Annotated in this window: 19 protein-coding genes, 1 tRNA gene, 1 other RNA gene and 1 pseudogene; 9 read left to right on the top strand and 13 right to left on the bottom strand. The window is 70.4% G+C overall.

Going from position 1 to position 21,695, the window contains the following annotated elements:
* From G448_RS0114460 to G448_RS0114435, 6 genes are all read right to left on the bottom strand, one after another.
* Positions 1 to 190 (bottom strand): amino acid kinase family protein (locus G448_RS0114460; protein ID WP_026408564.1); only part of this gene is annotated, 190 nt, incomplete at its 3' end.
* Positions 187 to 1,266, bottom strand: coding sequence for an ornithine carbamoyltransferase (gene argF / locus G448_RS16895; RefSeq protein ID WP_084436827.1), 1,080 nt, complete (start codon positions 1,264 to 1,266; stop codon positions 187 to 189). The genes argF and G448_RS0114460, both read right to left, overlap by 4 nt.
* Before the next feature lie 77 nt (positions 1,267 to 1,343).
* On the bottom strand, positions 1,344 to 2,591 hold the full coding sequence (locus G448_RS0114450; RefSeq protein WP_026408563.1) for an arginine deiminase: 1,248 nt from the start codon (positions 2,589 to 2,591) through the stop codon (positions 1,344 to 1,346).
* Between the two features lie 87 nt (positions 2,592 to 2,678).
* Entirely contained in the window at positions 2,679 to 4,139 is a 1,461-nt protein-coding gene (gene arcD / locus G448_RS0114445; RefSeq protein WP_026408562.1) for an arginine-ornithine antiporter, read from the bottom strand.
* A gap of 212 nt (positions 4,140 to 4,351) precedes the next feature.
* Positions 4,352 to 4,639: an arginine repressor gene (locus tag G448_RS0114440; protein WP_026408561.1), complete on the bottom strand. Its 288-nt coding sequence runs from the start codon at positions 4,637 to 4,639 to the stop codon at positions 4,352 to 4,354.
* A 247-nt stretch (positions 4,640 to 4,886) separates the two neighbouring features.
* Positions 4,887 to 7,643 carry an ATP-dependent RNA helicase gene (locus G448_RS0114435; RefSeq protein WP_026408560.1) on the bottom strand — a complete coding sequence of 919 codons (2,757 nt, stop codon included), beginning with the start codon at positions 7,641 to 7,643 and terminating at the stop codon, positions 4,887 to 4,889.
* Positions 7,644 to 8,439: 796 nt separating this feature from the next.
* On the opposite strand from G448_RS0114435, the gene G448_RS0114430 reads away from it, so the two are divergent.
* The 6 genes from G448_RS0114430 (at position 8,440) to G448_RS0114405 (ending at position 11,458) form a co-directional block, all read left to right on the top strand.
* Positions 8,440 to 8,685: a hypothetical protein gene (locus G448_RS0114430; RefSeq protein ID WP_026408559.1), complete on the top strand. Its 246-nt coding sequence runs from the start codon at positions 8,440 to 8,442 to the stop codon at positions 8,683 to 8,685.
* Positions 8,686 to 8,688: 3 nt separating this feature from the next.
* Entirely contained in the window at positions 8,689 to 8,898 is a 210-nt protein-coding gene (locus G448_RS0114425; protein WP_026408558.1) for a hypothetical protein, read from the top strand.
* Positions 8,899 to 8,909: 11 nt separating this feature from the next.
* Positions 8,910 to 9,098, top strand: a complete 189-nt coding sequence (locus G448_RS0114420) for a helix-turn-helix transcriptional regulator (protein ID WP_026408557.1) — start codon at positions 8,910 to 8,912, stop codon at positions 9,096 to 9,098.
* Positions 9,091 to 9,570 (top strand): hypothetical protein, encoded by a 480-nt coding sequence (locus G448_RS0114415; RefSeq protein WP_026408556.1) that lies wholly within the window; start codon positions 9,091 to 9,093, stop codon positions 9,568 to 9,570. Before G448_RS0114420 ends, G448_RS0114415 begins: the two co-directional genes overlap by 8 nt.
* A gap of 161 nt (positions 9,571 to 9,731) precedes the next feature.
* On the top strand, positions 9,732 to 10,562 hold the full coding sequence (locus tag G448_RS0114410; protein ID WP_026408555.1) for a phosphorylase family protein: 831 nt from the start codon (positions 9,732 to 9,734) through the stop codon (positions 10,560 to 10,562).
* Positions 10,563 to 10,723: 161 nt separating this feature from the next.
* Entirely contained in the window at positions 10,724 to 11,458 is a 735-nt protein-coding gene (locus G448_RS0114405) for a glutamine amidotransferase (protein WP_026408554.1), read from the top strand.
* Between the two features lie 186 nt (positions 11,459 to 11,644).
* On the opposite strand, the gene G448_RS0114400 is transcribed toward G448_RS0114405, so the two are convergent.
* The 4 genes from G448_RS0114400 to G448_RS0114385 form a co-directional block, all read right to left on the bottom strand.
* Positions 11,645 to 12,805: a hypothetical protein gene (locus G448_RS0114400; RefSeq protein ID WP_156911068.1), complete on the bottom strand. Its 1,161-nt coding sequence runs from the start codon at positions 12,803 to 12,805 to the stop codon at positions 11,645 to 11,647.
* A 927-nt stretch (positions 12,806 to 13,732) separates the two neighbouring features.
* Complete coding sequence (locus G448_RS0114395) at positions 13,733 to 14,563, bottom strand: Sir2 family NAD-dependent protein deacetylase (protein ID WP_026408552.1); 831 nt, start codon at positions 14,561 to 14,563, stop codon at positions 13,733 to 13,735.
* Positions 14,564 to 15,541: 978 nt separating this feature from the next.
* Entirely contained in the window at positions 15,542 to 16,279 is a 738-nt protein-coding gene (locus tag G448_RS0114390; RefSeq protein ID WP_026408551.1) for a glutamine amidotransferase-related protein, read from the bottom strand.
* A gap of 132 nt (positions 16,280 to 16,411) precedes the next feature.
* Positions 16,412 to 16,744, bottom strand: a complete 333-nt coding sequence (locus tag G448_RS0114385) for a DUF4190 domain-containing protein (RefSeq protein WP_026408550.1) — start codon at positions 16,742 to 16,744, stop codon at positions 16,412 to 16,414.
* 290 nt (positions 16,745 to 17,034) lie between these two features.
* Between G448_RS0114385 and G448_RS16890 the strand changes: the two genes are divergently transcribed.
* The gene (locus G448_RS16890; protein WP_245572366.1) at positions 17,035 to 18,510 is read left to right on the top strand and encodes a uracil-xanthine permease family protein; all 1,476 of its coding nucleotides are present in this window, start codon (positions 17,035 to 17,037) and stop codon (positions 18,508 to 18,510) included.
* A gap of 164 nt (positions 18,511 to 18,674) precedes the next feature.
* Here G448_RS16890 and G448_RS0114375 read toward each other — a convergent pair whose 3' ends face one another.
* On the bottom strand, positions 18,675 to 19,304 hold the full coding sequence (locus G448_RS0114375) for a LytR C-terminal domain-containing protein (protein WP_026408549.1): 630 nt from the start codon (positions 19,302 to 19,304) through the stop codon (positions 18,675 to 18,677).
* A gap of 42 nt (positions 19,305 to 19,346) precedes the next feature.
* Positions 19,347 to 19,685 carry a transcriptional regulator gene (locus tag G448_RS0114370; RefSeq protein WP_026408548.1) on the bottom strand — a complete coding sequence of 113 codons (339 nt, stop codon included), beginning with the start codon at positions 19,683 to 19,685 and terminating at the stop codon, positions 19,347 to 19,349.
* A gap of 122 nt (positions 19,686 to 19,807) precedes the next feature.
* Here G448_RS0114370 and G448_RS19310 point away from each other — a divergent pair.
* A pseudogene (locus G448_RS19310) lies at positions 19,808 to 20,371 on the top strand (Eco57I restriction-modification methylase domain-containing protein); the annotation flags it as partial.
* An 811-nt stretch (positions 20,372 to 21,182) separates the two neighbouring features.
* Here the strand turns inward: G448_RS19310 and G448_RS0114365 are convergent.
* Positions 21,183 to 21,270: transfer RNA gene (locus G448_RS0114365), tRNA-Ser, on the bottom strand.
* 172 nt (positions 21,271 to 21,442) lie between these two features.
* On the opposite strand from G448_RS0114365, the gene ffs reads away from it, so the two are divergent.
* Positions 21,443 to 21,537, top strand: an RNA gene (gene ffs / locus G448_RS17895) — signal recognition particle sRNA small type.
* Positions 21,538 to 21,695 lie beyond the last annotated feature (158 nt).

The following is a 21,695-nucleotide window of genomic DNA, read 5'->3' as shown; positions in this document are numbered from 1 at the left end:
CGTTGGCGGACTGCAGGGCCAGGACGCCGACCTGGGGGCCGTTGCCGTGGGTGATGACCAGCTCGTGGTCGGCGGCCAGTGCGGCCAGCTGGGCGGCGGCGGTCTGGACGTTGCGGATCTGGGTGTCGGCGTCGGGCTTGTCGCCGCGGCGCAGCAGGGCGTTGCCGCCCAGGGCTGCCACGATTCTCATCGGGCGTCCTCCTCGCGGTTCTCCCGGTCGGCGCCGGTGGTGCCGGTGGTGGTGCCGGTGGTGGTGGGGTAGGGGGGATCGGCCAGGGTGGCGACCATGACGGCCTTGATGGTGTGCATGCGGTTCTCGGCCTGGTCGAAGGCGGCGTTGGTGCTGGTCTCGAAGACGTCGTCGGTGACCTCCAGGCCGTTCATGCCGGTCTTGTCGTAGATGTCCTGGCCCACGGTGGTGGCCCGGTCGTGGAAGGCGGGCAGGCAGTGGAGGAACTTCACGTCGGGGTTGGCGGTGGCCTTCACCAGGGAGGCGTTGACCTGGTAGGGGCGCAGCAGGGCGATGCGGGAGTCCCAGGCCTCCTTGGGCTCGCCCATGGAGACCCACACGTCGGTGTACAGGAAGTCGGCTCCGCGCACGCCGGTGGCGGGGTCGTCGGTGATGGTGATGCGGGCTCCGCTGGTCTTGGCCAGCGTGTGGGCCTGGGCGACGACCTCGGGAGGCGTCTGCAGCTCGGCCGGCCCCACCATGCGCACGTCCATGCCCATCAGGGCGCCGGCGATGAGCAGGGAGTTGGCCACGTTGTTGCGGGCGTCGCCCAGGTAGGCCAAGGAGATCTCGTTCAGGGGGCGGCCGGCGTGCTCGATCATGGTCAGCTGGTCGGCGAGCATCTGGGTGGGGTGCCACTGGTCGGTCAGGCCGTTCCACACCGGCACGCCCGACAGGTCGGCCAGGGCCCGGACGTGCTCCTGCTCCTTGCCGCGGAACTCGATGCCGTCGTAGAAGCGGCCCAGCACCCGGGCGGTGTCGGCCACCGACTCCTTGTGGCCCAGCTGGGAGCCGGCGGGGTCCAGGTAGGTCACCCGGGCTCCCTGGTCGTAGGCGGCGACCTCGAAGGAGCAGCGCGTGCGCGTGGAGGTCTTCTCGAAGATCAGCGCGATATTGCGTCCCTGCAGGCACTGCACCTCGCGGCCCGCTTTCTTGTCGGCTTTCAACCGCGCCGCCAGATCCAGCAGGGACTCCCACTCCCGGGCACTGAAGTCCAGCTCCCGCAGGAAACTACGACCCAACAACGACACGCACATGAAGAACTCCTCGAAAACCAGTGAAACAGACGAACAGACGACAAAACCAACAACGAGCGACGACGAACGACGACCACTCAGTAGACAACCGCATCACGATCAACAGGACACGTCATGCAGTGACCGCCTCCGCGACCGCGGCCGAGCTCGGCCGCGGGGATCTCGAGCACCTCGATGCCGGCCTTGCGCAGGGAGGCGTTGATGCCGTAGTTCCGGTCGTAGGCGACGACGACGCCGGGCTCGAGGGCGACGACGTTATTGCCGTCGTCCCACTGCTCGCGCGCGGCGCCCAGCCGGCCCGCCGGGGATGCCACCGGGTGGAGGTCGGTGCCCAGCGCCTTGCCGACGACGTCGAGGAAGGCGGCCTCCTCGTGCCTGACCCTGATGCCTCCCGGCTCCGTGTCCGAGGGCTCGAGGGAGAAGCTGGTGAGGTTGGAGACCACGGGCTCGTAGATGTTGACGACGTCCTCGGAGCAGAACGTGAAGATGGTGTCGAGGTGCATGGTGGAGCGGTCGCGCGGCATGCGGGCGGCGATGACGCGCTCGGCCCCTCCCTGCTCGAACAGCCCGTGGGCCAGACGGCTGACGGCCTGGTAGGTCGAGCGCTCGCCCATGCCGACCAGGACGACGCCGTTGCCGATCGGCATGATGTCGCCGCCCTCGATGAAGGAGTGCCCCTGGTCGCCCTCGGCGGCGTCGAACCAGATGGGGAACTGCCTGGCGGTGAAGATGGGGTGGAACTGGTAGACCGCCTTGACGAGCATGGTCTCGCGCTTGCGGGCGGGCCAGAACATCGAGCTGAGCGACAGGCCCTGGTAGAGCCAGGCGGAGGAGTCGCGGGTGAAGATCGAGTTGGGCAGGGGGGCGATGAGCATCTCCGGCTCGTCGGTGCCCACGTGGTACGGCGCGATGCCGGTGCCCAGGACGTCCTCGGGGACCTCGTCCGACGAGAGCCCGCCGATCAGGTAGTCGCACAGCTCGCTGCTGGGCATCTCGTCCATCCAGCCGCGCAGGCCCTCCGCGACCCCCACGCCCATGGTCGCCCTGGTGACGCGGCGGTCGAGGATCCAGGCGCGGTGCTCGGGGACGTCGAGGACGTCGGTGAGCAGGGAGCCGAACTCCAGCACCGTGATGCCGCGCTCGCGCATGAGGGAGACGAAGTCCGCGTGGTCCGTGCGGGCCCGCTCGACGTCGAGGATGTCGTCGAAGAGGAGGTCGTGACAGTTCGAGGGGGTGAGGAAGGAGTGCGCCCGTCCGGGTGCGCAGACCATGACGGTGCGAAGCTTTCCGGCCTCGGACCAGACTCCGGTGGTTGAGGTACTCATGATGTCCTTTCGTGAATCGATCGGTTGTTTCCTGTTTCCTGTCGCCTGTCTCCAGTCGTTATCGAGCGGGCGCCAGGCCGTTCGGCATCAGCCGGAGAGGGCGTCCGCGTAGAATCCCATGTACAGTCCGTAGATCGCGTATACCGCGGTCAATGAGAAGATAGCGAGGACGATCCAGTCGATTGTGGTGAAGATCTTCTCCCCGGCCTGCTTCCGGGCGACGATGTAGAAGGGCGTTCCCGCCAGGTAGAACAGGCCCACGAACAAGAGGTAGGTCGGTCCGGCCGCGTACAGGAGCCAGATCGCGTACGCGGTCCCGAGGGTGCCGATGATGATATTCCCGATTCCGCTCCTCTCGCGGTTGCGGAAAGAGTTGATGAGATGGAACGCCGCTGAGAACAGGTAGGGGATGAGGATGAGCGCGGATGCCAGAAGGATGAGGCGGGTGTAGTTCGACCCGACGAAGTACGTCCAGATGAGGACGAGCTGGATCATCCCGCTGGTCAGCCACATCGCGCCCACCGGCGTGCCGTTCTTGTTCTCCCGGGAGAACCAGCGCGGCATGGTGCCGTCGAGCGCGGGCACGCGCAGGATCTCCGCGCACATGAGGAACCAGGACAGGAGGGCGCCGATCAGGGAGATGGCCAGGCCGGCGGCGATGAACTTGGCGCCCCACGGGCCGACGGCCTCGGTCAGCACGCCGCTCATCGAGGGGTCATCCAGCTCGGCGATGTCCTCGCGGGGCGCGATGCCGTAGCTCAAAAGGTTGACGAGCAGCAGGAGGGCGAGCACCGAGGCGAAGCCGGTGATGGTGGCGCGGCCGACGTCGCTGCGCTCACGGGCGCGCTCGGAGAAGACGGAGGCGCCCTCGACCCCGATGAACACCCAGACCGTCACCAGCATCATGGCCTTGACCTGGGTGAGCGTGGTGCCCAGGTCGCTGCTGCTCCCCCAGAAGTCGGCGGTGAAGGTATCGAGCTTGAAAGCGATCACCCCGATGATGACGAAGACGACCAGGGGCACGATCTTGGCGACGGTGACGACGACGTTGAGGACGGCCGTCTCGCGGATGCCGCGCATGATGAGCAGGTGGTAGAGCCACAGGAGCACCGAGGAGACGATGGTCGCCAGCAGCGTGGTGCCCTCCCCGAAGCCCGGGAGGAAGACCCCGATCGCCGTCATGAGGAAGACGAGGTATCCGACGTTGCCCATCCAGGCGCTGACCCAGTATCCCCAGGCCGAGGAGAATCCCAGGTAGTTGCCGAATCCTTCCTTGGCGTAGCCGTAGACGCCTGCGTCGATGTCGGGCCGCTGCACGGCCAGGCCCTGGAAGACCTTTGCCAGCATGAGCATTCCGACCCCGGTGATGAGCCACCCTATGATGAGAGGGCCGGGCGCTGCTGCGGCGGCCATCTGCTTCGGGAGATTGAATATCCCCCCGCCGATCATCGAGCCGATGACGAGTGCGGTGAGAACAGCCAGTGAGACTTTCGCCGGCGATGATGACTGATCCTTAGTGGATGAATCGTTGGACGATTCTGATGCCATGTTCCGCCCCTTTGTGGAACTACTTATTTGACACCACGAGTGTAGGGGGCGCCGGGGGCGGTGTCTCCGGGTCTGGCGTCGTTAATTTATTGAATCGATGATGCATAAGAATCCTTTTATGCGTCATCGTCGCATGAGGCTCCTCCGGAAGAGGAGGGTGGGCGGCCGGGATGTGTTGATTGATGAATAAATATGTATGACTCGCACCAGGACTAAAGTCCTGGTGTGGGTGAGAGGATGCCGCTCAGGCGCGCGGTGAGCTCGATGGCCGCCTCCGAGTCGGCGCAGATGACGATGACCGAGTCGTTGCCGGCGACGGTGCCGAGGATGTCCGGCGACCCCGCGGTATCGATCTTGTGGGCCACGTAGTTGGCGCCGCCCGCGACGGTGCGCACCATGATCCGATGGTGGTGGCGCTCGAAGGAAAGCCACAGCGCCCGGGGGCCCACGCTCCCGGGGCTGGGAGGGGTGCTCTGCAACTGGCGTCGGAAAGTGGCCATCTCGTTCTTTTCGGTTCCTCTTCTTCGGTGCCTCTACGGAGTACGCGATTGGTCAGTGCCGGTCGTTTTGCCAGTGTAGTGCCCCCGGCGACGACTCGGCCCCTGTCGGGGCTCCGGCTCCGGGCGACGGGTCCGGCCGGCGCGCACTGGTCGACATCGCCGTCCTGGGCCCGGCCCTGCTGGAGCTCCAGCGCCTGGCGGCGGTCCGCCCCCGGGTCCCGACGGACCGGCCCCGGGCGCCGGGGCCTCAGCCGCGTCGCCGTGCGCCACGGGTCGCCGGCGCCGACAACGGGTTCTCGGGCCAGGCGTGCCTGGGATACCTGCCCCGCATCTCCGCGCGCACCTGCCGATAGGGTCCGGTCCAGAACGAGCGCAGGTCGTCGGTCACCGCGACCGGCCGCCCCGCCGGGGACAGCAGGTGGATCAGCACCGGTACCCGGCCGTCCGCCACCCGGGGCGTGTCCGCCCAGCCGAAGCACTCCTGCACGCGCACCGCCAGCACCGGCCGCTGGAGCGCCTCGCCCTGCTCGCCGACGTAGGACATCCGTATGCGCGAGCCCGACGGCACCTCGATGCGCTGCGGCGCGAGCTCGTCGAGGCCGGACGCCTCCGGCCACGGCAGCAGCGCCCGCAGTGCCGCGCCGACGTCGAGCCGCCTCAGATCGAATCGCCTCCCGGAGGTGGCGAGGGCCTCGACCGCGGGCAGCAGCCACTGCTCGGCCCGGTCCAGGAGCGCGCCGTCGTCCATCGCGGGCCACGGCTCGCCCAGCTCGCGGTTGAGCAGGGCCAGGCGCGCCCGCAGCTCGGCGGCCTCTCCCCACGGCAGGACGTCGAGCCCCTCGGTTCGGCACGCCTCCGCTACGGCGTCGGTCGTGGCGCCCGGTGACGGCGTGCCGCCCGGCGTCGTCGTCAGGATGATCGCGCCCAGGCGCCGTCGTCGCTCGGAGCGGAGCCGGCCCCGGGCCCACACGGTCCGGTCCTCCTCGACGAGCCACGGCTCGCCGACGCTCAGGGCGAGAGCCTCGTCGATCGGCGCCGCGGCCCGCACGACCGCCTCTCCGCGGCCGAGCGCGGCATCGACGTCGGCCACGGCCAGCCAGGGCGATGAGCCCAGGACGGATGCTCGCGCAGTGCGCAGGCCCGCCCCGCCGACGCTCGCGTAGGAGGCCTGTGACCCGGCTGCGGGCCGCGGGCCGCGACGATGAGCGATCCACTCGGGACGGGCGAGCGCCGACACCAGGGCGACCGCCTCGGCCAGGGTGGTGGGCGTGGCGGTCGGGGGCGTGGCGGTCGCGGCGTCGAGGGACGCGTCCCGGGCGCCGAGGCGCTCGGCCGCTCGCTCCAGGCGGCGGGCCTCGGCCCTCCACGTGCCCGTGTGCGTGCCGCCGTCACGCACGCTGCGCGCCAGCGCGGTCAGGTCTCCTCCGGGCGGTCGCAGGCCGGTGCTGAGGAGGGCGGTCGCCTCGGCGGCCCGCTTGGCTCCCATGATCCCGCGGGCGATCAGCAGGGCGCGAGCCAGGCGGACCTCGGTTGGGATCCGAGCCACGGCGCGCCCGAGCGCGGTCGCCGACAGTGGTGATGCGCTGGCCCCCGCGCCGCCGTCGAGCAGGCCCAGGTGCGTCAACGTGCGGTGAGCGGCCTCCATGGCCGGGGCGGGTGGCGGATCGATCCAGGCCAGGTCGGCTCCTCCCGGTGCGCCCCACACCGCGAGTTCGAGGGCGACGCGGGTCAGGTCGGCGGACAGGATCTCCGGTGTGGGCGCCTGCGGCGCACGTGCCCAATCCACCGGCGAGCAGCAGCGGTAGACGGCGCCGGGGCCCTCGCGCCCCGCGCGCCCGGCGCGCTGGATGCCCGCCGAGCGGGACTCTCCGACCGTCACCAGGCCCGACATGCCGTGAGCGACGTCCAGGTGCGGTCGCCGGGTCAGCGTCGCATCGACGACGACGCGCACTCCGGGCACGGTCAGGGAGGACTCGGCGACGTTCGTGGCCACGACCACGCGTCGGCGGCCCGGCGGCGAGGGCGCCAGAGCGGCGTCCTGCGCACCGGCGCTCAGTCGTCCGTGGAGCGGCAGGATGTCAACGTCCGACGACGGAGACTCGCGCAGGCGGCTCACGACGTCGTCGACCTCCCGGACCCCGGGCAGGAAGGCGAGCACGTCGCCGGTGCGCTCCGTCAGGGCGCGCCTTGCGGTGGCGGCGACGTGGGCCAGGAACTCCCGTGGCACGCCGCGCGGGCCCAGGCGGGGCACGCGCGGCGGCGGGGGCGTCCACACCTCCTCGATCGGGTGGAGCGGGTCGCCGACCGAGACGACGGGCGTCGTGGGGCCGGCCGCGGTCGGCGGGACGGTGGCGTCGGCCGTGGCCGACCGGACGGCGTCGGGGGCCTCCGGGCCGGGGGCGCCGGAATCGCCGAGGTCGGTGGCAGGGCTGTCGGGGCCGCCGAGCAGGGCGGGCAGGCGTTCGAGGTCGGCGGTGGCGGACATGGCGATGATCGTCAGGTCCTCGTGCAGTGCCCGGGCGTCCAGGAGGAGGGCCAGGAGCAGGTCGGACTCCAGGGAGCGCTCGTGCACCTCGTCCAGGATGACGGCGGCCACGCCGGGCAGGTCGGGGTCGGCCTGCAGACGGCGCAGCAGCAGCCCGGCGGTGACGATCTCGACGCGCGTGCGCGGGCCGGTTCTCCGCTCTCCGCGCACCGCGTAGCCGATGGTCGCCCCGAGAGGCTCGTCGAGCAGAGCCGCCAGGCGTCGTGCGGCGGCGCGTGCGGCGACGCGCCGGGGCTGGGTGACGATGATGCGCCGGTCACCGGCCGGGGCGGTGAGGACCTGGGCGACCAGGGGCGGGATGAGGGTGGTCTTGCCGGTGCCGGGCGGAGCGGCGACGACGACTCCGCGCGCCGGAACGCCGGTCAGCAGTTCGCGGAGTCGGGGGAGGGCTTCCCTGGCGGGCAGCGGAGGAGGGGCGGCGAGTAGCCGGGCGAGCGGGTCGGGCGCGGTTCGGTCCACGCACTCATTGTGGTCGACGGCGATGCTCTCCCCTTCGCCCCCTCGTCGAGATCGGTCCGGTTCCGCGTCGAGATCGGTTCGACGGCGGCGCGCCCGGGGGCCGGGGCCGCGAGGCGGGCATTTCGGCACGAGGTGGGCATTTCGGCGCGAGTCCGACGGCGGCGTCGTCGGACTCGCGCCGAAATGTCGACCTCGACGGGGGCGAGGCCGTGCGCCGGCGGGAGTCGTTCCTCCACGAGCGCCGGGCCACGTCGCGCCCGACCCGACCAGCACCGCGTGGTCGTACCCGACGCCGCACGGTCGTACCCAGATCCACGGGGTCGTACCCGATGCCGCGCGGTCGTACCTTAAAGCTCCCTACAGATACGACCCGGCGCCGCAGCGTACGACCGCGCGCATTCATGTACGACCGCGCGAGCCCGGGTACGACCGGCCCGAAGTAATGGCCGCCGGCCCAGTCGGACGTACGACCACGCGAGCAACGGCACCACCGCACGACCCTCCCGCCGTACCAGACCCCACCCGACCCATCACCCCCACACCCCGACCACGGCCGACCATCCCCGACCGCAAGCCGCACAACCACGACAACGAACCGAACTCGAGCCGGAACTCGACCGAACTCGAGCCGGAACCGAACCGATCTCGACGAAGGCGGGCGGGTCGGGCGGGTACGTTGCCAAGCAAGCTTGACAAGCTCGTCGATGTCAAGCAAACTTTTCATGTCAAGGAAACGCGACACGCGCCGACGGGCCTTGATCCCGCGGCGCGGCGCACAGGAGTGAGGAGAACAGTCATGAAGCCCTTCGCCACCATTCGCGAGATGTCCCTGTCCGCCAGGATCGCCGCCGTCATCCTCGGCGTCGGCCTGATCGCTCTGCTCATCGGCGCCCTGCTCGACCACTACTTCCTCATGGGGCTCGCCGCGGGCCTGGTCATCGTCGGATTCGCCGTCGTCATGATCGACGTCGTGAGGAGCTCGCTCTCCCGCGCCCGGCGCTCCGCGGCCGTCCGCTCCGCAAACTGGCCGGCCGAGGACTGAGTCATGCGCGTCCGCGGCGCCCTTCCCGGCACCCGCCGGGAAGGGCTGATCGAGTGCGCCGGCCTGCTGCTCCCGACCGCCTCTCGCGTCGTCGCCAATCGCGATCCGCTTTTCTTCCCGGGTCGATGGAGCACCGTGGTGGCCGCCGGTCTCCTCGTCGCCGGTGCCGCGCTCGTCCTGCGTCGTCTTCGCTACGATCGGTCCCAGCGGTGAAGGAGGCCGGCGTGGAGAATGACGTGCGCGCGCTGCGTGAGGAGAAGGGGCTCACTCAGGCGCAGCTGGGCAAGGCCCTCGGTGTCTCGCGCCAGAGCGTCAACTCCATCGAGAAGGGGAAGTACGATCCCTCATTACCGCTCGCCATCGCCATTGCGCGCTTCTTCGGGCGCGCCGTCGAGGAGATCTTCCATGCCTGAGATGTCTGAGATACCGGAGAGTCGCCCCCCGGCCTCCGCGTCTTCTGCTGAGCGCGGGCGGCGTCGCAGGGCTTTCTGGGAGCGCGTGTATCTCGTCGCCTGCGTCGTCGTCGCGGCGGCGCTTCTCATTCTCCGACCGCGACTCGCCGACGATCAGGCCCGGTCCGCCGCGCTCGGCGGAGCCATCGGCCTTCTCGCTGCGGCGATCGTGCTGATCCTCCTGCTCGTGAGGGGGCGTCGCGGCCACGACACCATGCTCAGCCGCGAGATGGACGGTGTGTGGGACGAGCGGGACAGGGCGGTCAAGCAGAAGATGTGGGTGGTCGCCGGCAGGACGGCCTTGCCGATCATGCTCATTCTTTTCGTGGTATCTTTCACATCGCTTCCGATATCCTTGTTCATCAAAGTGGCAGCCTTCGCGTACTCGGTCGTTGTCGGAACGGCCCGTTTTTACTACGACCGGACTATGTGATCGCACGGCCGATGAGCGACCGCTGAGCGGATGGTGGGCTGAGAGGGTCGAGAAGACGATCGGATGGTGCTCCCCTCTTCTTTTCCTGGGAGAAACACCCTCTGGCGAGGGAGCCGGTAGGCTTTACCTATCGGAACCGTACGTGAGCAGAGGGAGGACGTGTGACCGCACAACCAAAAACCGCGCCCTGGGATGACGATCCCGCCGGAGCATCGATCCTCCTGGCCACCGGCCGCCCTCAGCACGATCTCCTCGTCATCGCCGAGCCTTTTTTCCTCACCGAGCTCAGGGAAGCCTGGGGGCGCCCGGCCTCCAGCGTGCGGCTGTCCTTCCTTCCGGGCGTGTCCGCGCCGAGTCTCACAGGATTGGAGGACTCCCTCCAATCCTACGAGCACGACGGCCTCAGCATTCTCATCGCACGCGGCCGCACCTCCCTGTTCGAGGGCAAACCCACTCGCCGTACCACCGCCTTCGCCCGCACCGCCGCCGCTCGTGTGCGCGCCGCGCTGCTCATCACCCGCGCGACCGGCCTCGGCGGCGTCGAGCCAGGGGACTTCCTCCCCGTCGGCGACCACCTCAATCTCGCCGGTGCGCCGCTGTTCCCCGCTCTCGGCGTCATCGAGGCCGCCTGGGACGAGGATCTCACCGCACGACTGTCCTCTCTCGACGGCGTGCGCGAGCCCGGCGTCCTGGCTCTCGCCCCAGGGCCGCTGCGCCCCACCCGTGCCGAGGCCAGCGTGCTCGCCGCGCTCGGCGCCGACGGCGTCGTCACCGACTCCGTCGCCGAGGCCATGGCCCTGGCCTCCCGGGGAGTCCGCGTCGCCGGGCTGGCCTATGTCGATGCCATCGCCGATCAGTCCGCCGAAAGACCCGTCACCACCGGACGACGCGCCGAGCATAGGGCGGGCGCGCACAGCGCCGGACTCATCCGGGTGCCGGCACCCGACGTCGTCCGCGCCGCGGTCGAGACCGTCCTGACCGGCCTGCACTGATCCGCATCGATCCGTACTGACGGCTGCGCCGCCCACCGGCTCCCGCCTCCTGCCGCCGATCGCTCTTGACGAGGGCCCGCCCGAGGGGGTCTGCGCCGCCCCCTCCTCCCGCTCATCGGGATCGACGGTCCCCGTGCTCGGGCTACCGCTAAAGTGCGCTCGTGAAGCCCTTCATCCTGCTCGCCACCCGAGACGACGACGCCCCGGCGGATGCCGAGTACGAAGCCTTTCTCACCCGTACCGGCCTGCGGGAGAGGGACCTGCGTCGCGTTCGCCTGGAGTCGGCTCCCATGCCCGATATCGATCTGGACGCGTACTCCGGCATCATGGTGGGCGGCTCCCCCTTCAACACCACCACGCCCGAGTACGCGAAGACCGCCACGCAGCGACGTGTCGAGGCCGAGTTCGCGGCTCTGCTCGACCGCGTCGTCGCCACCGACTTCCCCTTCCTCGGGGCCTGCTACGGCATCGGCACCCTTGCCCGTCACCAGGGCGCCGTCATCGACGACACCTACGCCGAGGAGGTCGGCGCCCCCGAGATCACCCTGACCGCGGCCGGTCTGGCCGACCCGCTGTGCGCGGGCATGACGCCGACCTTCCAGGCCTTCGTCGCGCACAACGACGCCATCCTCACGCCCCCGCCCGGTGCTGTCGTCCTGGCGACCTCCCGGCCCTGCCCAGTCCAGATGCTCCGCATGAGGACCAACCTCTATGCCACGCAGTTCCACCCCGAGCTCGACGGCGAGGCCTTCGCTCACCGGCAGGCCTTCTACGCCGACCACGGCTACTTCGACCCCGACGAGCTGCCGGCCGTCCAGGCCTGGACCCGTGCCCAGGACGTGAGCCAGTCGTGGGCCGTGCTGCGCAACTTCGTCGAGCACTGCGCCCGCGACTAGCGGGTCGCCGCGAGTCTCTCCGGTACGGGGCGGGGGGCACCGGCTCCGCGTCCCGACCGCCGTCGTCCCCGTTTCCTCCAGTGCGGGCGGGGGCGGGGTCACCGGAGGGGCGGGCGGCCCCCGACGGCCCGCCCCTGTCCCGTGCGGGGCGGGGAGGGCTTGAGGGTGCGGTGAAACAGGCGATGCTCATGGCCCCTGCCTGCTGCCGGCGGGGGTGGGGCCGCCGCTCCCGCCGAATTGCGTGGACCGATCCTGCGCGGTGCGTGCGGGAGCGGGACCGAGCGGGTCGCGCAGGAACCAGCGTCGGCATGACGGCAGGAAGGCCAGTGATACGGCTGCGAGCAGTGGGCCTCCGACGAGGATCGCGGCGACGCCGGTGCGCGGTTCGAGGTTCCAGACTGCTCTGTAGAAGACCGGGGAGAGCGGCACGGCTCCCAGGGTAACGAGCAGCGCGGTCGAGACGAGGGTGCCCAGACTCAGACGCGCCCATGCTCTCGTGCCCCGGGACCGCGGCAGGACGGACAGGGCGACGGCGGCGGCGAGCGCCGATACGATGGCCAGGGCCCAGGCCGCATTCGGGGGAAGATCCACTCCCTTCGGCCAGAGAGCCATCCACGGACCGATCTCCGGGCCGATGAAGAAGCTCGGCCCGGCGTACGGCCCGGCGTACGGCGTCGTCATGGCGACGGCGAGGTAGACGAGGCTCATGAGGAACCGCGCGAGGATCCCGAGCGCTGTTCCAGCGGCCAGGGTCACCCCTGCGGGGCGCCCGTCCAGACGATGATTGGACGCGATGCTCAGCGCCGCCGCCACCCCGAGTATCAGGATGATGAGGAGCACGAGGATGAGTCCCACCTCGAGGAGGGGCCTGAACACCGACGCACTCGCGGTGAGATTGATGAGCGCGGCGACGCAGGCCGCGGTCGCGAAGGCGGAGGGGCGCCGTCTCAGGCTCTGCAGGAGGGCGCCCAGGATCAGCCACAGGGGGGCGTTGAAGAGCAGCGAGGAGAGGATGTGCGGGACCGGGCCGGAGGCCCCTTCGGTGAAGGAGGTGACGACGTCGAGCAGGGACGCTGCCAGATCAATGACCAGGGCGAGGATGACCAGGATGAGATGGGCGACCTCCGCGCCGCTCCGCCGTGGTGCCGCCCGGGGCGTCCGAGGGGCGCCGTAGGGCGTCGGGGGAGCCCCGTACGGCGGCGGTGGGCCGGGGGCGGCCGGCGGCGGGACGCCGTAGGACGCGTCGGAGGCGTTCGATGACGTCGTCGGAGAGGGGCGGCCCGGGGAGGTCATGACCCCCATGGTGGGGTATGGCGTGTTCTCCGTCCAGGGTGCGACGAGACTCATCAAGGACGCCTGCGAAGAAGGCTCGATGCCTCGCGTAGGACTGCCCGCGACGTCCGTCCCGAGGTCGGCCCTGACCTCGCCCCAGGGGTGGTGCTGTGCTCGGCGCGGGCGGCGCCGGCGGCTGCGTGAGTCGCACTCTTGAGACCCAGGGGAATGTCCAGCCATCGCGAGCCCGCAACCGCAGTGGAACCAAGCGCAGGCTGTCAGTGCGGGCTGGCATGATGGAGCACGCCTCCCTTCGGCGCCTTCCCCCGGAACGTTCATGTGTCCTTGCCGGGGAGGAGAGGAGTTGGGAAGGAGGTGAGGGCCGTGTCCAAGCCGAAAGGTCGGCACGCGAAAGTCCGCAAGAGTAAAGGGAACGGTCCGGAAGGTGAGCGAACTACTGAACTCTATCGCTCGCCTTGTCCGGGCCGTCGGTGTCCTGGTGGATGCCCTAGCAAGTGGTTCGGCTGAGCCGCCCCCCTGCCAGGGGAGTCATCCGGTAGCAGCCGGGTGGCTCCCTACCATTATGGCCGGCACCGCTCCGCCCTGCCCACTGACCGACGGGACTCATCGGGGATGCCCGCGTAGTGGGTTCGGTGCCTCAGGTAGGACTGCCCGCGACGTGCGTGGACCGTGGTGGGCATGGGAAGTGGGTTATCGATGCAGGCCAGGGCCGAGATCGCGGGCGGGTACGCCCGGGCGTTGCGCGAAGGCGTCGAAGAAGGACAAGGGGAGGATTTTCGGGTGAGGTCTGCTCGGTGGCGGGCTGGAGCCGGGAGGGCGCGCGTCCGCAGGAGGGGAGGAGGACGGGGCGCACTCGATGTCCGGGGTCTCCGCGCGTGGGAGCGCGCAGCCATTGGCGAGCTGCTCGTCGACCCGGTGGGCCCGGGGTCTCCGCGCGTGGGGGCGCGCGGAGGGGCCCGGGTCTCGGGACGCGCGGGGCAGTCAGGCCTTCAGCGCCTCCGCGAGCGGGGTGAGCACCTCGCTCGTCCCGTCCTGCACGCGGACGCCGGCCAGGTCGTCGACGGCGGTCGGCCCGCGGTTGATGACGACGAGCTCGGCACCGTTGGCCAGGGCCTGACGCACGATCCACAGCCCGGTGAGTACTGCCAGGCTCGTGCCGGCGACCAGCACCGTGTCGCAGCGGCTCGCCGCATCCATCGCCTCGTCCATGGCGGCCGGCAGCCCCTCGCCGAAGAAGACGATATCGGGCTTGAGCAGGCCGCCGCACACCTCGCACGCCACCGTCGTGAAATCGCAGGCCTCCGCCGCGGAGCGGTCGGCCTCGGGGGTGATCGCGATGCGCGCCGGGTCGGTCTCCCGCGGGTAGTCCGGATTGAGCGCCGTCAGCCGTCCGTCCAGTTCGGCTCGGGGGATGACGCGCCCGCATGTCAGGCACACGACCCGGTCGTAGGCGCCGTGCAGCTCCCACACGATGCGCTGACCGGCTCGGGAGTGCAACCGGTCCACGTTCTGAGTGGCCACGCCCGTGACCAGCCCCGCCGTCTCCATCCGGGCCAGGGCGGTGTGCCCCGGCGTCGGCGTCAGCGGGTCGAGCAGCCGCCATGTGGCGTGGTTGCGGGCCCACACCCACCGGTACCACACCGGATCGGTGACGAACTGCTCATAATCCACCGGTTCGACCGGCGTCGTGCCCACGCCCCGGTAGTCGGGGATCCCGGCGTCGGTGGAGATCCCCGCCCCGGTCACCGCGAGAGTGCGCCGTCCTCTCATGAGAGCGGCGATGGCGTCCACAGCACTGGTCAGATCGCTCATGATGTCTGGTCTACACCGCGCGCCCCGGCGTCGGCCACCCCCTTCGCATCGAGATCGGTCGAGTTCCGGCTCGAGATCGGTCCGGTTCCGCGGTGAGTTCGGTTCGACGACGTCGCATTCGGCCGCCGGAGCCGCGAGTCGGGCGTCCTTGCGCGAGTCCGACGACGGCGTCGTCGGACTCGCGCCGAAATGCCAGTCTCGCGCCGAAAGCGGCTCTTCGGGCGTCGGGGTGCCGGAGGCGCGGCAGCCGGGTTCTCCGAGGCGTGCGGGAATGCGGTATCGAGGCCGTCACCAACTACGCCCCGGCGGGGTCCGACGCGTGCGGGACTGGGACGATGCGGACACGGTGCCCGAGTTGCAGGAAGGTGGTGCGGGAGCCTCGCGCGGTCGTACCCGGGGGGCGCGCGGTCGTACGTGAACCCGCGCGGTCGTACCTTAGATCCTCCCTAACGTACGACCTGACGCAGGAGGGTACGACCGCGCGCTGGGGTGTACGACCGCGTGCCGGGGTGTACGACCGCGCGCTGGGGTGTACGACCGCGTGCCGGGATGTGCGACCGCGCGATCCCGAGCACCGGCGAACACGGCTCCAGACGAGAAACTCTCCAGCGCACGATTCGCGCGACCCGGACGCACCGGACCACCTCGCCCGTCCCACGCATCCCGGCAGCACGCACGGCTTCAAGGTGACGGATGGCAGGCCCATCGCCGGCCGCGCGCACTCCGACATCACGAGGAGTCGACCAGCGCGTGAAGCGGGTAGCCGCCCGCTCTCCGCGCACCCCGACGGTCCAGAGCCAACAGAATCGGCAGAATCGCCGGCCTTCCGCTCGGACACGCGCATCGTCCCGCATGACCCCGACCGCACCCCGGAGCGCGAGAAGCCGGGCGTCCGACTCGACGCATGGCTGCGCCCGCTGGCACCGGCGGCCCCGCCCGCACCTCGTTGCGCTTACTCTACGCGCTCGCCGTCCGCGCTCAGTCGCGCGAGAAGTGGGCCGCGAAGTTGCGGATCACCCGGCCGGCCACGTGCTCCGACGTGCTGCGCGCCTCGGACACAATGGTCTCCACCAGGCCGGGGTCCCCGTAGCCCGCGTCGGCGTAGGCCGACACCCGCTGGGCGAAGCGCTCCGCGTCGAGCTCGGGATTGAACTGGGAGCCGTACACGGCGGCGCCCACGCGGATCATCTGGACGGGGCAGTCGGGCGAGGACGCCAGCAGCGTCGCATGGGCCGGGACGTCGCCGACGCCCTCGTGGTGGCCGACCAGCGCCGTGAAGGCCTGCGGTAGACCGGCCAGGAGCGGGTCCTCGCGCCCCTCCGCGGTCACGAAGATCTCCGTGGCGCCCAGTTCCTCGCCGAACTCCCGGGAGGTCGGGGTGCCGAGGTAGCCGGCCAGGACCTCCAGGCCGAAGCCGGTGGCGAGCACCGGCACGCCCTCCTTGAGCGCCACCGCCAGCAGCTCGCGCACCTGCTCCTCGACGCGCAACTGGGAACGGGTTTTGGAGCCCTCCGGCGTGGAGAGATCGTAGGGGCTTCCCCCGACGAGGACGCCGGAGACGTCGCCGGCCGTGAAGGCATCGAGGAAGTCGATCTCCTCCAGGAGCACGTGGTGAAGGTCCTCGCGGCGCAGGCCGCTTTGGGACAGGAAGGACTCGTACTCGTTCTGCGCAGCCTCGAATTCGGGGCGCGTCGACACCATGATGAAGGGCTTCATCTCACCAGCCTATGGGGTTCGATGGTCATGTCTCAGAAACATCTCACGGATCCCCCGCTCGCTCCCGGGGGGAGGGGAGGACGGTCGTCGTCCGCGGGACGGCCGTCGTCGCCCCGGACCCCGCGCCCGCGCTCAGGTGGACGCCCACCACAGCCACAGCCACCCCGCGGTCGTCGCCGAGCCGGCGATGACTCCCAGCCACGCCTGAGCGTGCCCGGTGGCGTAGCTCCCCCGCAGCCGGCGCAGCGCCCACCAGCCGGTCAGCGCCGCGAGCGCGCCGAAACCCGGGAACAGGGTGAACACGGTCATGACGAGGGCGATGACGGCCACCGGGTCGGTTCGCTGCTGCGGGGCCTGATAGCCGGGGCCGGCGAAGACCTCTCGGGGATCGAGGACCTCGGTCCCGGGGAAGACGAAGCCCTCCGGCACGATCCGTGTCGGGTCGACGGGCTGCTCCTGGCTCATGGGGCCATCATGCCCTCGGACTCGGCGTCGTGCCTCATCCGCTCGGACGAGGCACGACGCCGAGAACATGAGAGCCCGCCGCCCGGGACCGCCGCCCCGGATCGCCTCCCGCGCCTCCCGGGGGACGATGCGACATCCCCGCGGGCGCCGTCTATGCTGGAGGCCTGGCAGGGCACTGTCAGGTTCACGGGCTCGACGCCGCCGGCGTCGTCAGTCCCTGTCGCGCGCGATGCCGCTCCTCCGCGGTTCGGCCCCGCCGCCCCGTCTTCCTCCCGCGACAGGAGCCCATAGTGCCCGCATTCCCCTCAGGCCCCTCCCGACTCTGGCGCCTTCACGGAGATGGCCGCTCGATCGCCCCGGGCGAGGTCGTCGCCCCGGGCGAGCGGCTGACCTGGCCGCGCACGATAGGCATCGGCGTCCAGCACGTCGTCGCCATGTTCGGAGCGACCTTCCTCGTGCCGTTGCTCACCGGCTTCGACCCGTCCACGACGCTGTTCTTCACCGGCGTCGGCACACTCCTGTTCCTGGGGATCACCTCCGGGCGCCTGCCCAGCTATCTGGGGAGCTCCTTCGCGCTCATCGCCCCGATCGGGGCGGTGACCGGCTACGTGGCGGGGGGCGGGGGCCCGATCGACGCCCACAGGGCGGCCCTGGCCCAGGGCGGCGTCGTCGCCGCCGGCGCGACGCTGACGCTGGTGGGCGTCGTCGTCCATGTCGCCGGCGCCGGCTGGATCGACCGGCTCATGCCGCCGATCGTCACCGGCGCGATCGTGTCGCTCATCGGCTTCAACCTGGCGCCCAGCGCCTGGAACAACGTCAAGTCCGCGCCCGTGACCGCGCTGGTCACGATCATCTCGATCCTGCTGATCACCGTCCTGTTCAAGGGCATCATCGGGCGTCTGGCCATCCTCATCGGCGTGCTCATCGGCTACGTCACCGCCTGCGCGCGCGGAGAGGTCGACTTCTCCGCGATCTCGCACGCCGGCTGGGTGGGGGCGCCGGCCTTCCGCGCCCCCGCCTTCGACGCGACTCTGCTGGGCCTGTTCGTTCCGGTCGTGCTCGTGCTGGTGGCCGAGAACATCGGGCACGTCAAGTCCGTGTCCGCGATGACCGGGGAGAACCTCGACGACGTCACCGGCCGCGCCCTGCTGGCCGACGGGGTGTCCACCATGCTCGCCGGCTCGGGCGGGGGATCGGGAACGACCACCTACGCCGAGAACATCGGCGTCATGGCCGCCACCCGCGTCTACTCCACGGCCGCCTACGTCGTCGCCGCGCTCTCCGCGCTGGGGCTCTCCCTGCTGCCGAAGTTCGGACAGATCATCGCCACCATCCCCGCCGGCGTGCTCGGCGGCGCGGCCACGATCCTCTACGGCATGATCGGCATGCTCGGCGTGCGCATCTGGGTGCAGAACCGCGTGGACTTCTCCGACCCCGTCAACCTCAACACCGCGGCCGTGGCCATGGTGGTCGCCATCGCCGACTACACCTGGCACTGGGGCGAGATGACCTTCTCGGGCATCGCCCTGGGATCCGTCGCCGCGATCGCGATCCACCACACCATGCGATGGGTCTCGAAGGCGCGCGGCACCAACCTGGAGCAGGCGTCCCCGGCCTCGGCCCCCGCCGGCACCGAGCTGGAGGGCCCGGCCTACTCCAGGCGTCATTCCGCGCGCGGCACCGGGCGGGACGCCGGGGACGCCGAGCAGGACTCGGGGCGGGACACCGCGCAGGACTCCGTGCCCGACGCCCTGCGCGAGTCCTGACCCCCGGCCACCCCCGGCCCCGGTCCCGCCGGGTCCGATCCTCCGGCTCCGGTCCCGCCGGGTCCGATCCCCCGGCTCCGGTCCCGCCGCGCCCGGCCGGGAGCGATGATGCCGCGGCGTCGTCCCCCCTCGACCTGTCGCTCGGCTCGCTCGCGGCCTCGGCCTCAGCCCGCGTCAGTGGCCGAGGCCGAGGGGGCGGCGGACACGGGCGCGCAGGGAGACGGGGCGGTGAGGGGCTCCCCGGCCTTGATCTGCGCGACCTCCGCCGCGGAGAGCATCTCGTTCTTGAAGTCATTCCCGAGCACGACGCTCACAGTCGGGTCGCTCGCGTCCTGCGTCTCGTCGATCTGGACGACGACCGTACCGGTGAAGACCCTGGCCAGGGTGTAGGCGTTGGCCAGTCCCGCCTGGGACGTGGTCAGCTCGATCTCGCCTTCGTACTCGCCCTTGGGCCAGTCGGTGGTGTTGGCCACGGTAAGACCCGAGTCGCTCAGGAGGTCGGCGACCCCGGTGGCCAGTCCGGTCTGGTCGGAGCCGTTGTAGACGTTGACGGGGATGGTGGACACGTCCGTCGTCTTCGCCTCCGACAAGGGGCAGGGCTGCACGACCTTCTCCCTGTCGTCCTTGTCGGAGGAGAAATCGGGGTCGTAGGGGACCGGGAGGACGTTGGACCACACCAGGAGGCAGATGATCACCAGGAGTGCCAGGAACGTTGCCATTCCGCCGATAACGGTGGTCTGACGGTGCTTGAGACGACGGCGGTACTCGGCGCGGGGGTCTGCGGTGCTGCTCACGCGCTCCAGAGTAGTGGACGAGTCGGCTCCGGGTGTCTGGTGTCAGACCCTCGGAGGCGGGGGAGGGGACGTCGGGCGGCCGACGTCATCGACCTCGAGGACCCGGGCGTGGATCGCGGTTCGTCCCTGGAGAGCGGCGCGCAGTGCCCGGTGCAGGCCCGTTTCGAGGAAGAACTCGCCGTGCCAGGAGACGACATGGGCGAACAGATCGCCGTAGAAGGTCGAGTCGTCGTCGAGGAGATTGCGCAGGTCCAGCGTGGCCCGGGTTGTCGTGAGCTGGTCGAGGCGGACCTGGCGCGGAGCGATCTCGGTCCAGTTGCGCTGCCCCACGAGCTCATGCTCGGGGTAGGGCGCTCGCTCGCGGACTGCCTTGAAGATCACGCACCCATGCTAGCCGCCGTGCCGCTCCGGTCGCGGCCGGGGCGGGCGCGTCTCGACGAGCGCAATGTCACTACCGCAGTGCTCCTTGTCGTCAGGTCGGGTACGCCGGCGCGGGCCCGACGATGGCGGCCGCGGCAGTGCCGGTGGCAGTCGCCGGGCTCATGGCCCGTCTGCCCCGTCTACCGCGGGACGGCGTGCTCCGCGTCCTCGATCCCGGGGCCGGATCCGGCGTCCTGTCCGCCGCCGTCGTGGACCGGCTGCGGCGCGAGGCGCCGGGACTGGGGGTCGCGGTGACCGCGGTCGAGATCGATGAAAGGCTTCGCGGTGTCCTGTCCGAGACCCTGACCGACCTTGAGGACGTGGGGGTGCGGACCCGCCTGGTCGAGGAGGACTTCGTGGACTGGGCCCTGCGCACGGATGAGCGCTTCGACCTGGTGATCCAGAATCCTCCGTACCGCAAGATTCGCTCGGGATCGTCACTCGACCGCGCCCTGCGCGGTGCGGGCATCGCGGTGCCCAATATCTACGCGGGTTTCATGGCACTCGGATCCCTGCTCCTGGACGAGGGCGGGCAGCAGGTCTCGATCACGCCCCGTTCATGGATGAATGGGGTCTATTTCTCGGAATTCCGTCGTGCCTTGCTCGCCCGGCTCGGTATTGACTCCATTCATACGTTCCGGTCGCGCTCGGAGGTCTTCGGGGACCTGGGAGTGCTCCAGGAGACGATTATCGTCTCAGTAACCCGGGGGGTGGCGCCGACAACGGTCCGATTGTCCTCTTCGGTGGATCACCGGGAGGCCCCCGTGACGCGAACGGTGCCTTACTCTCAGGTGGTCACGGGCGACTTCATCTTCGTCCCCGCCTCCGATGAGGACGGCGTTGCGGTGTCATGGGTGGAGCGGGCGCGGTGCGCACTGGCGGACCTCGGGCTGTCGGTCTCCACGGGGAGAGTCGTGGACTTCCGGTCCCGCGACCTTCTCAGGGCCGTTCCCGGTGAGAGCACCGCGCCGATGGTCTACCCGGCCAATATCGTGGGCGCGAGGATCGCGCATCCGCGTAGTGCGCTTCGCAAGCCCCAGTGGTTCGAGGCGGATCCGGCGCGTTCCTCCAGGCTGCTCGTGCCCGCAGGCGCCTATGTCCTGGTCAAGCGATTCTCCGCGAAGGAGGAGAGACGACGGATTGTGGCCGCCCTGTGGTCGGATGATCGGCCGCCCGCCTTCGACAACAAGCTCAACTACATCCACCGGGCCGGGAGCGGTTTGGACATGGACGTGGCGGCTGGCCTGGTGGCATGGCTCAATTCCAGACGAGTGGACGCCTACTTCCGCGTGTTCTCGGGGCACACGCAGGTGAACGCCGGGGATCTGAGACGGATGAGGTTCCCCAGTCCGGAGCAGTTGCGACTGCTGGGGCAATCGACGCTCGATCCCGATGACGTACTCCGCCCAGGAGGACCCGAGGGCCCTGGCGCCGCCGAGGCCGCACCGCTCATCGACATGGCGGAGGATGGGGGATTCGAACCCCCGAGGGCTTGCACCCAACACGCTTTCCAAGCGTGCGCCATAGGCCACTAGGCGAATCCTCCGGGTGTTCCGCGCAACCGGCGGCAGCGTGCCGACCGCGCGCAACGGACATGGAATATATCGGACGGCTGCACAGCGGGGCCAGTCGTCTGCGGTGGCATCGGTCACGCGCTTTCCCGGACCTTCGTGCGCCCCGCGGCGGGCGGGGAGGCCCCGACCTCGGGTACACTCATCCCCGGCCCCTCGTGCGGCGTCATCCAGTGAATCCCCCAGGACCGGAAGGTAGCAAGGGTAAGCGGGCTCTGGCGGGTGCGCGAGGGGTCCTCGCCGTCGAAGCCTCCGGTATCCGGCCGAGCGCTCGCCCGGGGCGGGGACGAGGGCGCGCCGGGGCGGCTCGGGACGGCGACGACCGCGTCGCAGTGCGCCCCGGAGGACACCGCGCCCCGGGCCGAGAGGTCCATGGCCCAGGAGACGTCGGCCGGCTGAG

This window comes from Actinomyces gerencseriae DSM 6844 (assembly GCF_000429265.1).
GTDB classification, from domain to species: Bacteria; Actinomycetota; Actinomycetes; order Actinomycetales; family Actinomycetaceae; genus Actinomyces; species Actinomyces gerencseriae.
This window is presented reverse-complemented; position numbering and strand designations above follow the sequence as displayed.

Bases quoted from the DNA above. Each gene is read 5' to 3' on its own strand.
- G448_RS0114425 (WP_026408558.1), top strand. From the start codon at position 8,689: ATGCGCGTCCGCGGCGCCCTTCCCGGCACCCGCCGGGAAGGGCTGATC.
- argF (WP_084436827.1), bottom strand. From the start codon at position 1,266: ATGTGCGTGTCGTTGTTGGGTCGTAGTTTCCTGCGGGAGCTGGACTTC.
- G448_RS0114430 (WP_026408559.1), top strand. From the start codon at position 8,440: ATGAAGCCCTTCGCCACCATTCGCGAGATGTCCCTGTCCGCCAGGATC.
- G448_RS0114395 (WP_026408552.1), bottom strand. From the start codon at position 14,563: ATGAGCGATCTGACCAGTGCTGTGGACGCCATCGCCGCTCTCATGAGA.
- G448_RS0114385 (WP_026408550.1), bottom strand. From the start codon at position 16,744: ATGAGCCAGGAGCAGCCCGTCGACCCGACACGGATCGTGCCGGAGGGC.
- G448_RS0114400 (WP_156911068.1), bottom strand. From the start codon at position 12,805: ATGAGTCTCGTCGCACCCTGGACGGAGAACACGCCATACCCCACCATG.
- G448_RS0114415 (WP_026408556.1), top strand. From the start codon at position 9,091: ATGCCTGAGATGTCTGAGATACCGGAGAGTCGCCCCCCGGCCTCCGCG.
- G448_RS0114390 (WP_026408551.1), bottom strand. From the start codon at position 16,279: ATGAAGCCCTTCATCATGGTGTCGACGCGCCCCGAATTCGAGGCTGCG.
- arcD (WP_026408562.1), bottom strand. From the start codon at position 4,139: ATGGCATCAGAATCGTCCAACGATTCATCCACTAAGGATCAGTCATCA.
- G448_RS0114440 (WP_026408561.1), bottom strand. From the start codon at position 4,639: ATGGCCACTTTCCGACGCCAGTTGCAGAGCACCCCTCCCAGCCCCGGG.
- G448_RS0114450 (WP_026408563.1), bottom strand. From the start codon at position 2,591: ATGAGTACCTCAACCACCGGAGTCTGGTCCGAGGCCGGAAAGCTTCGC.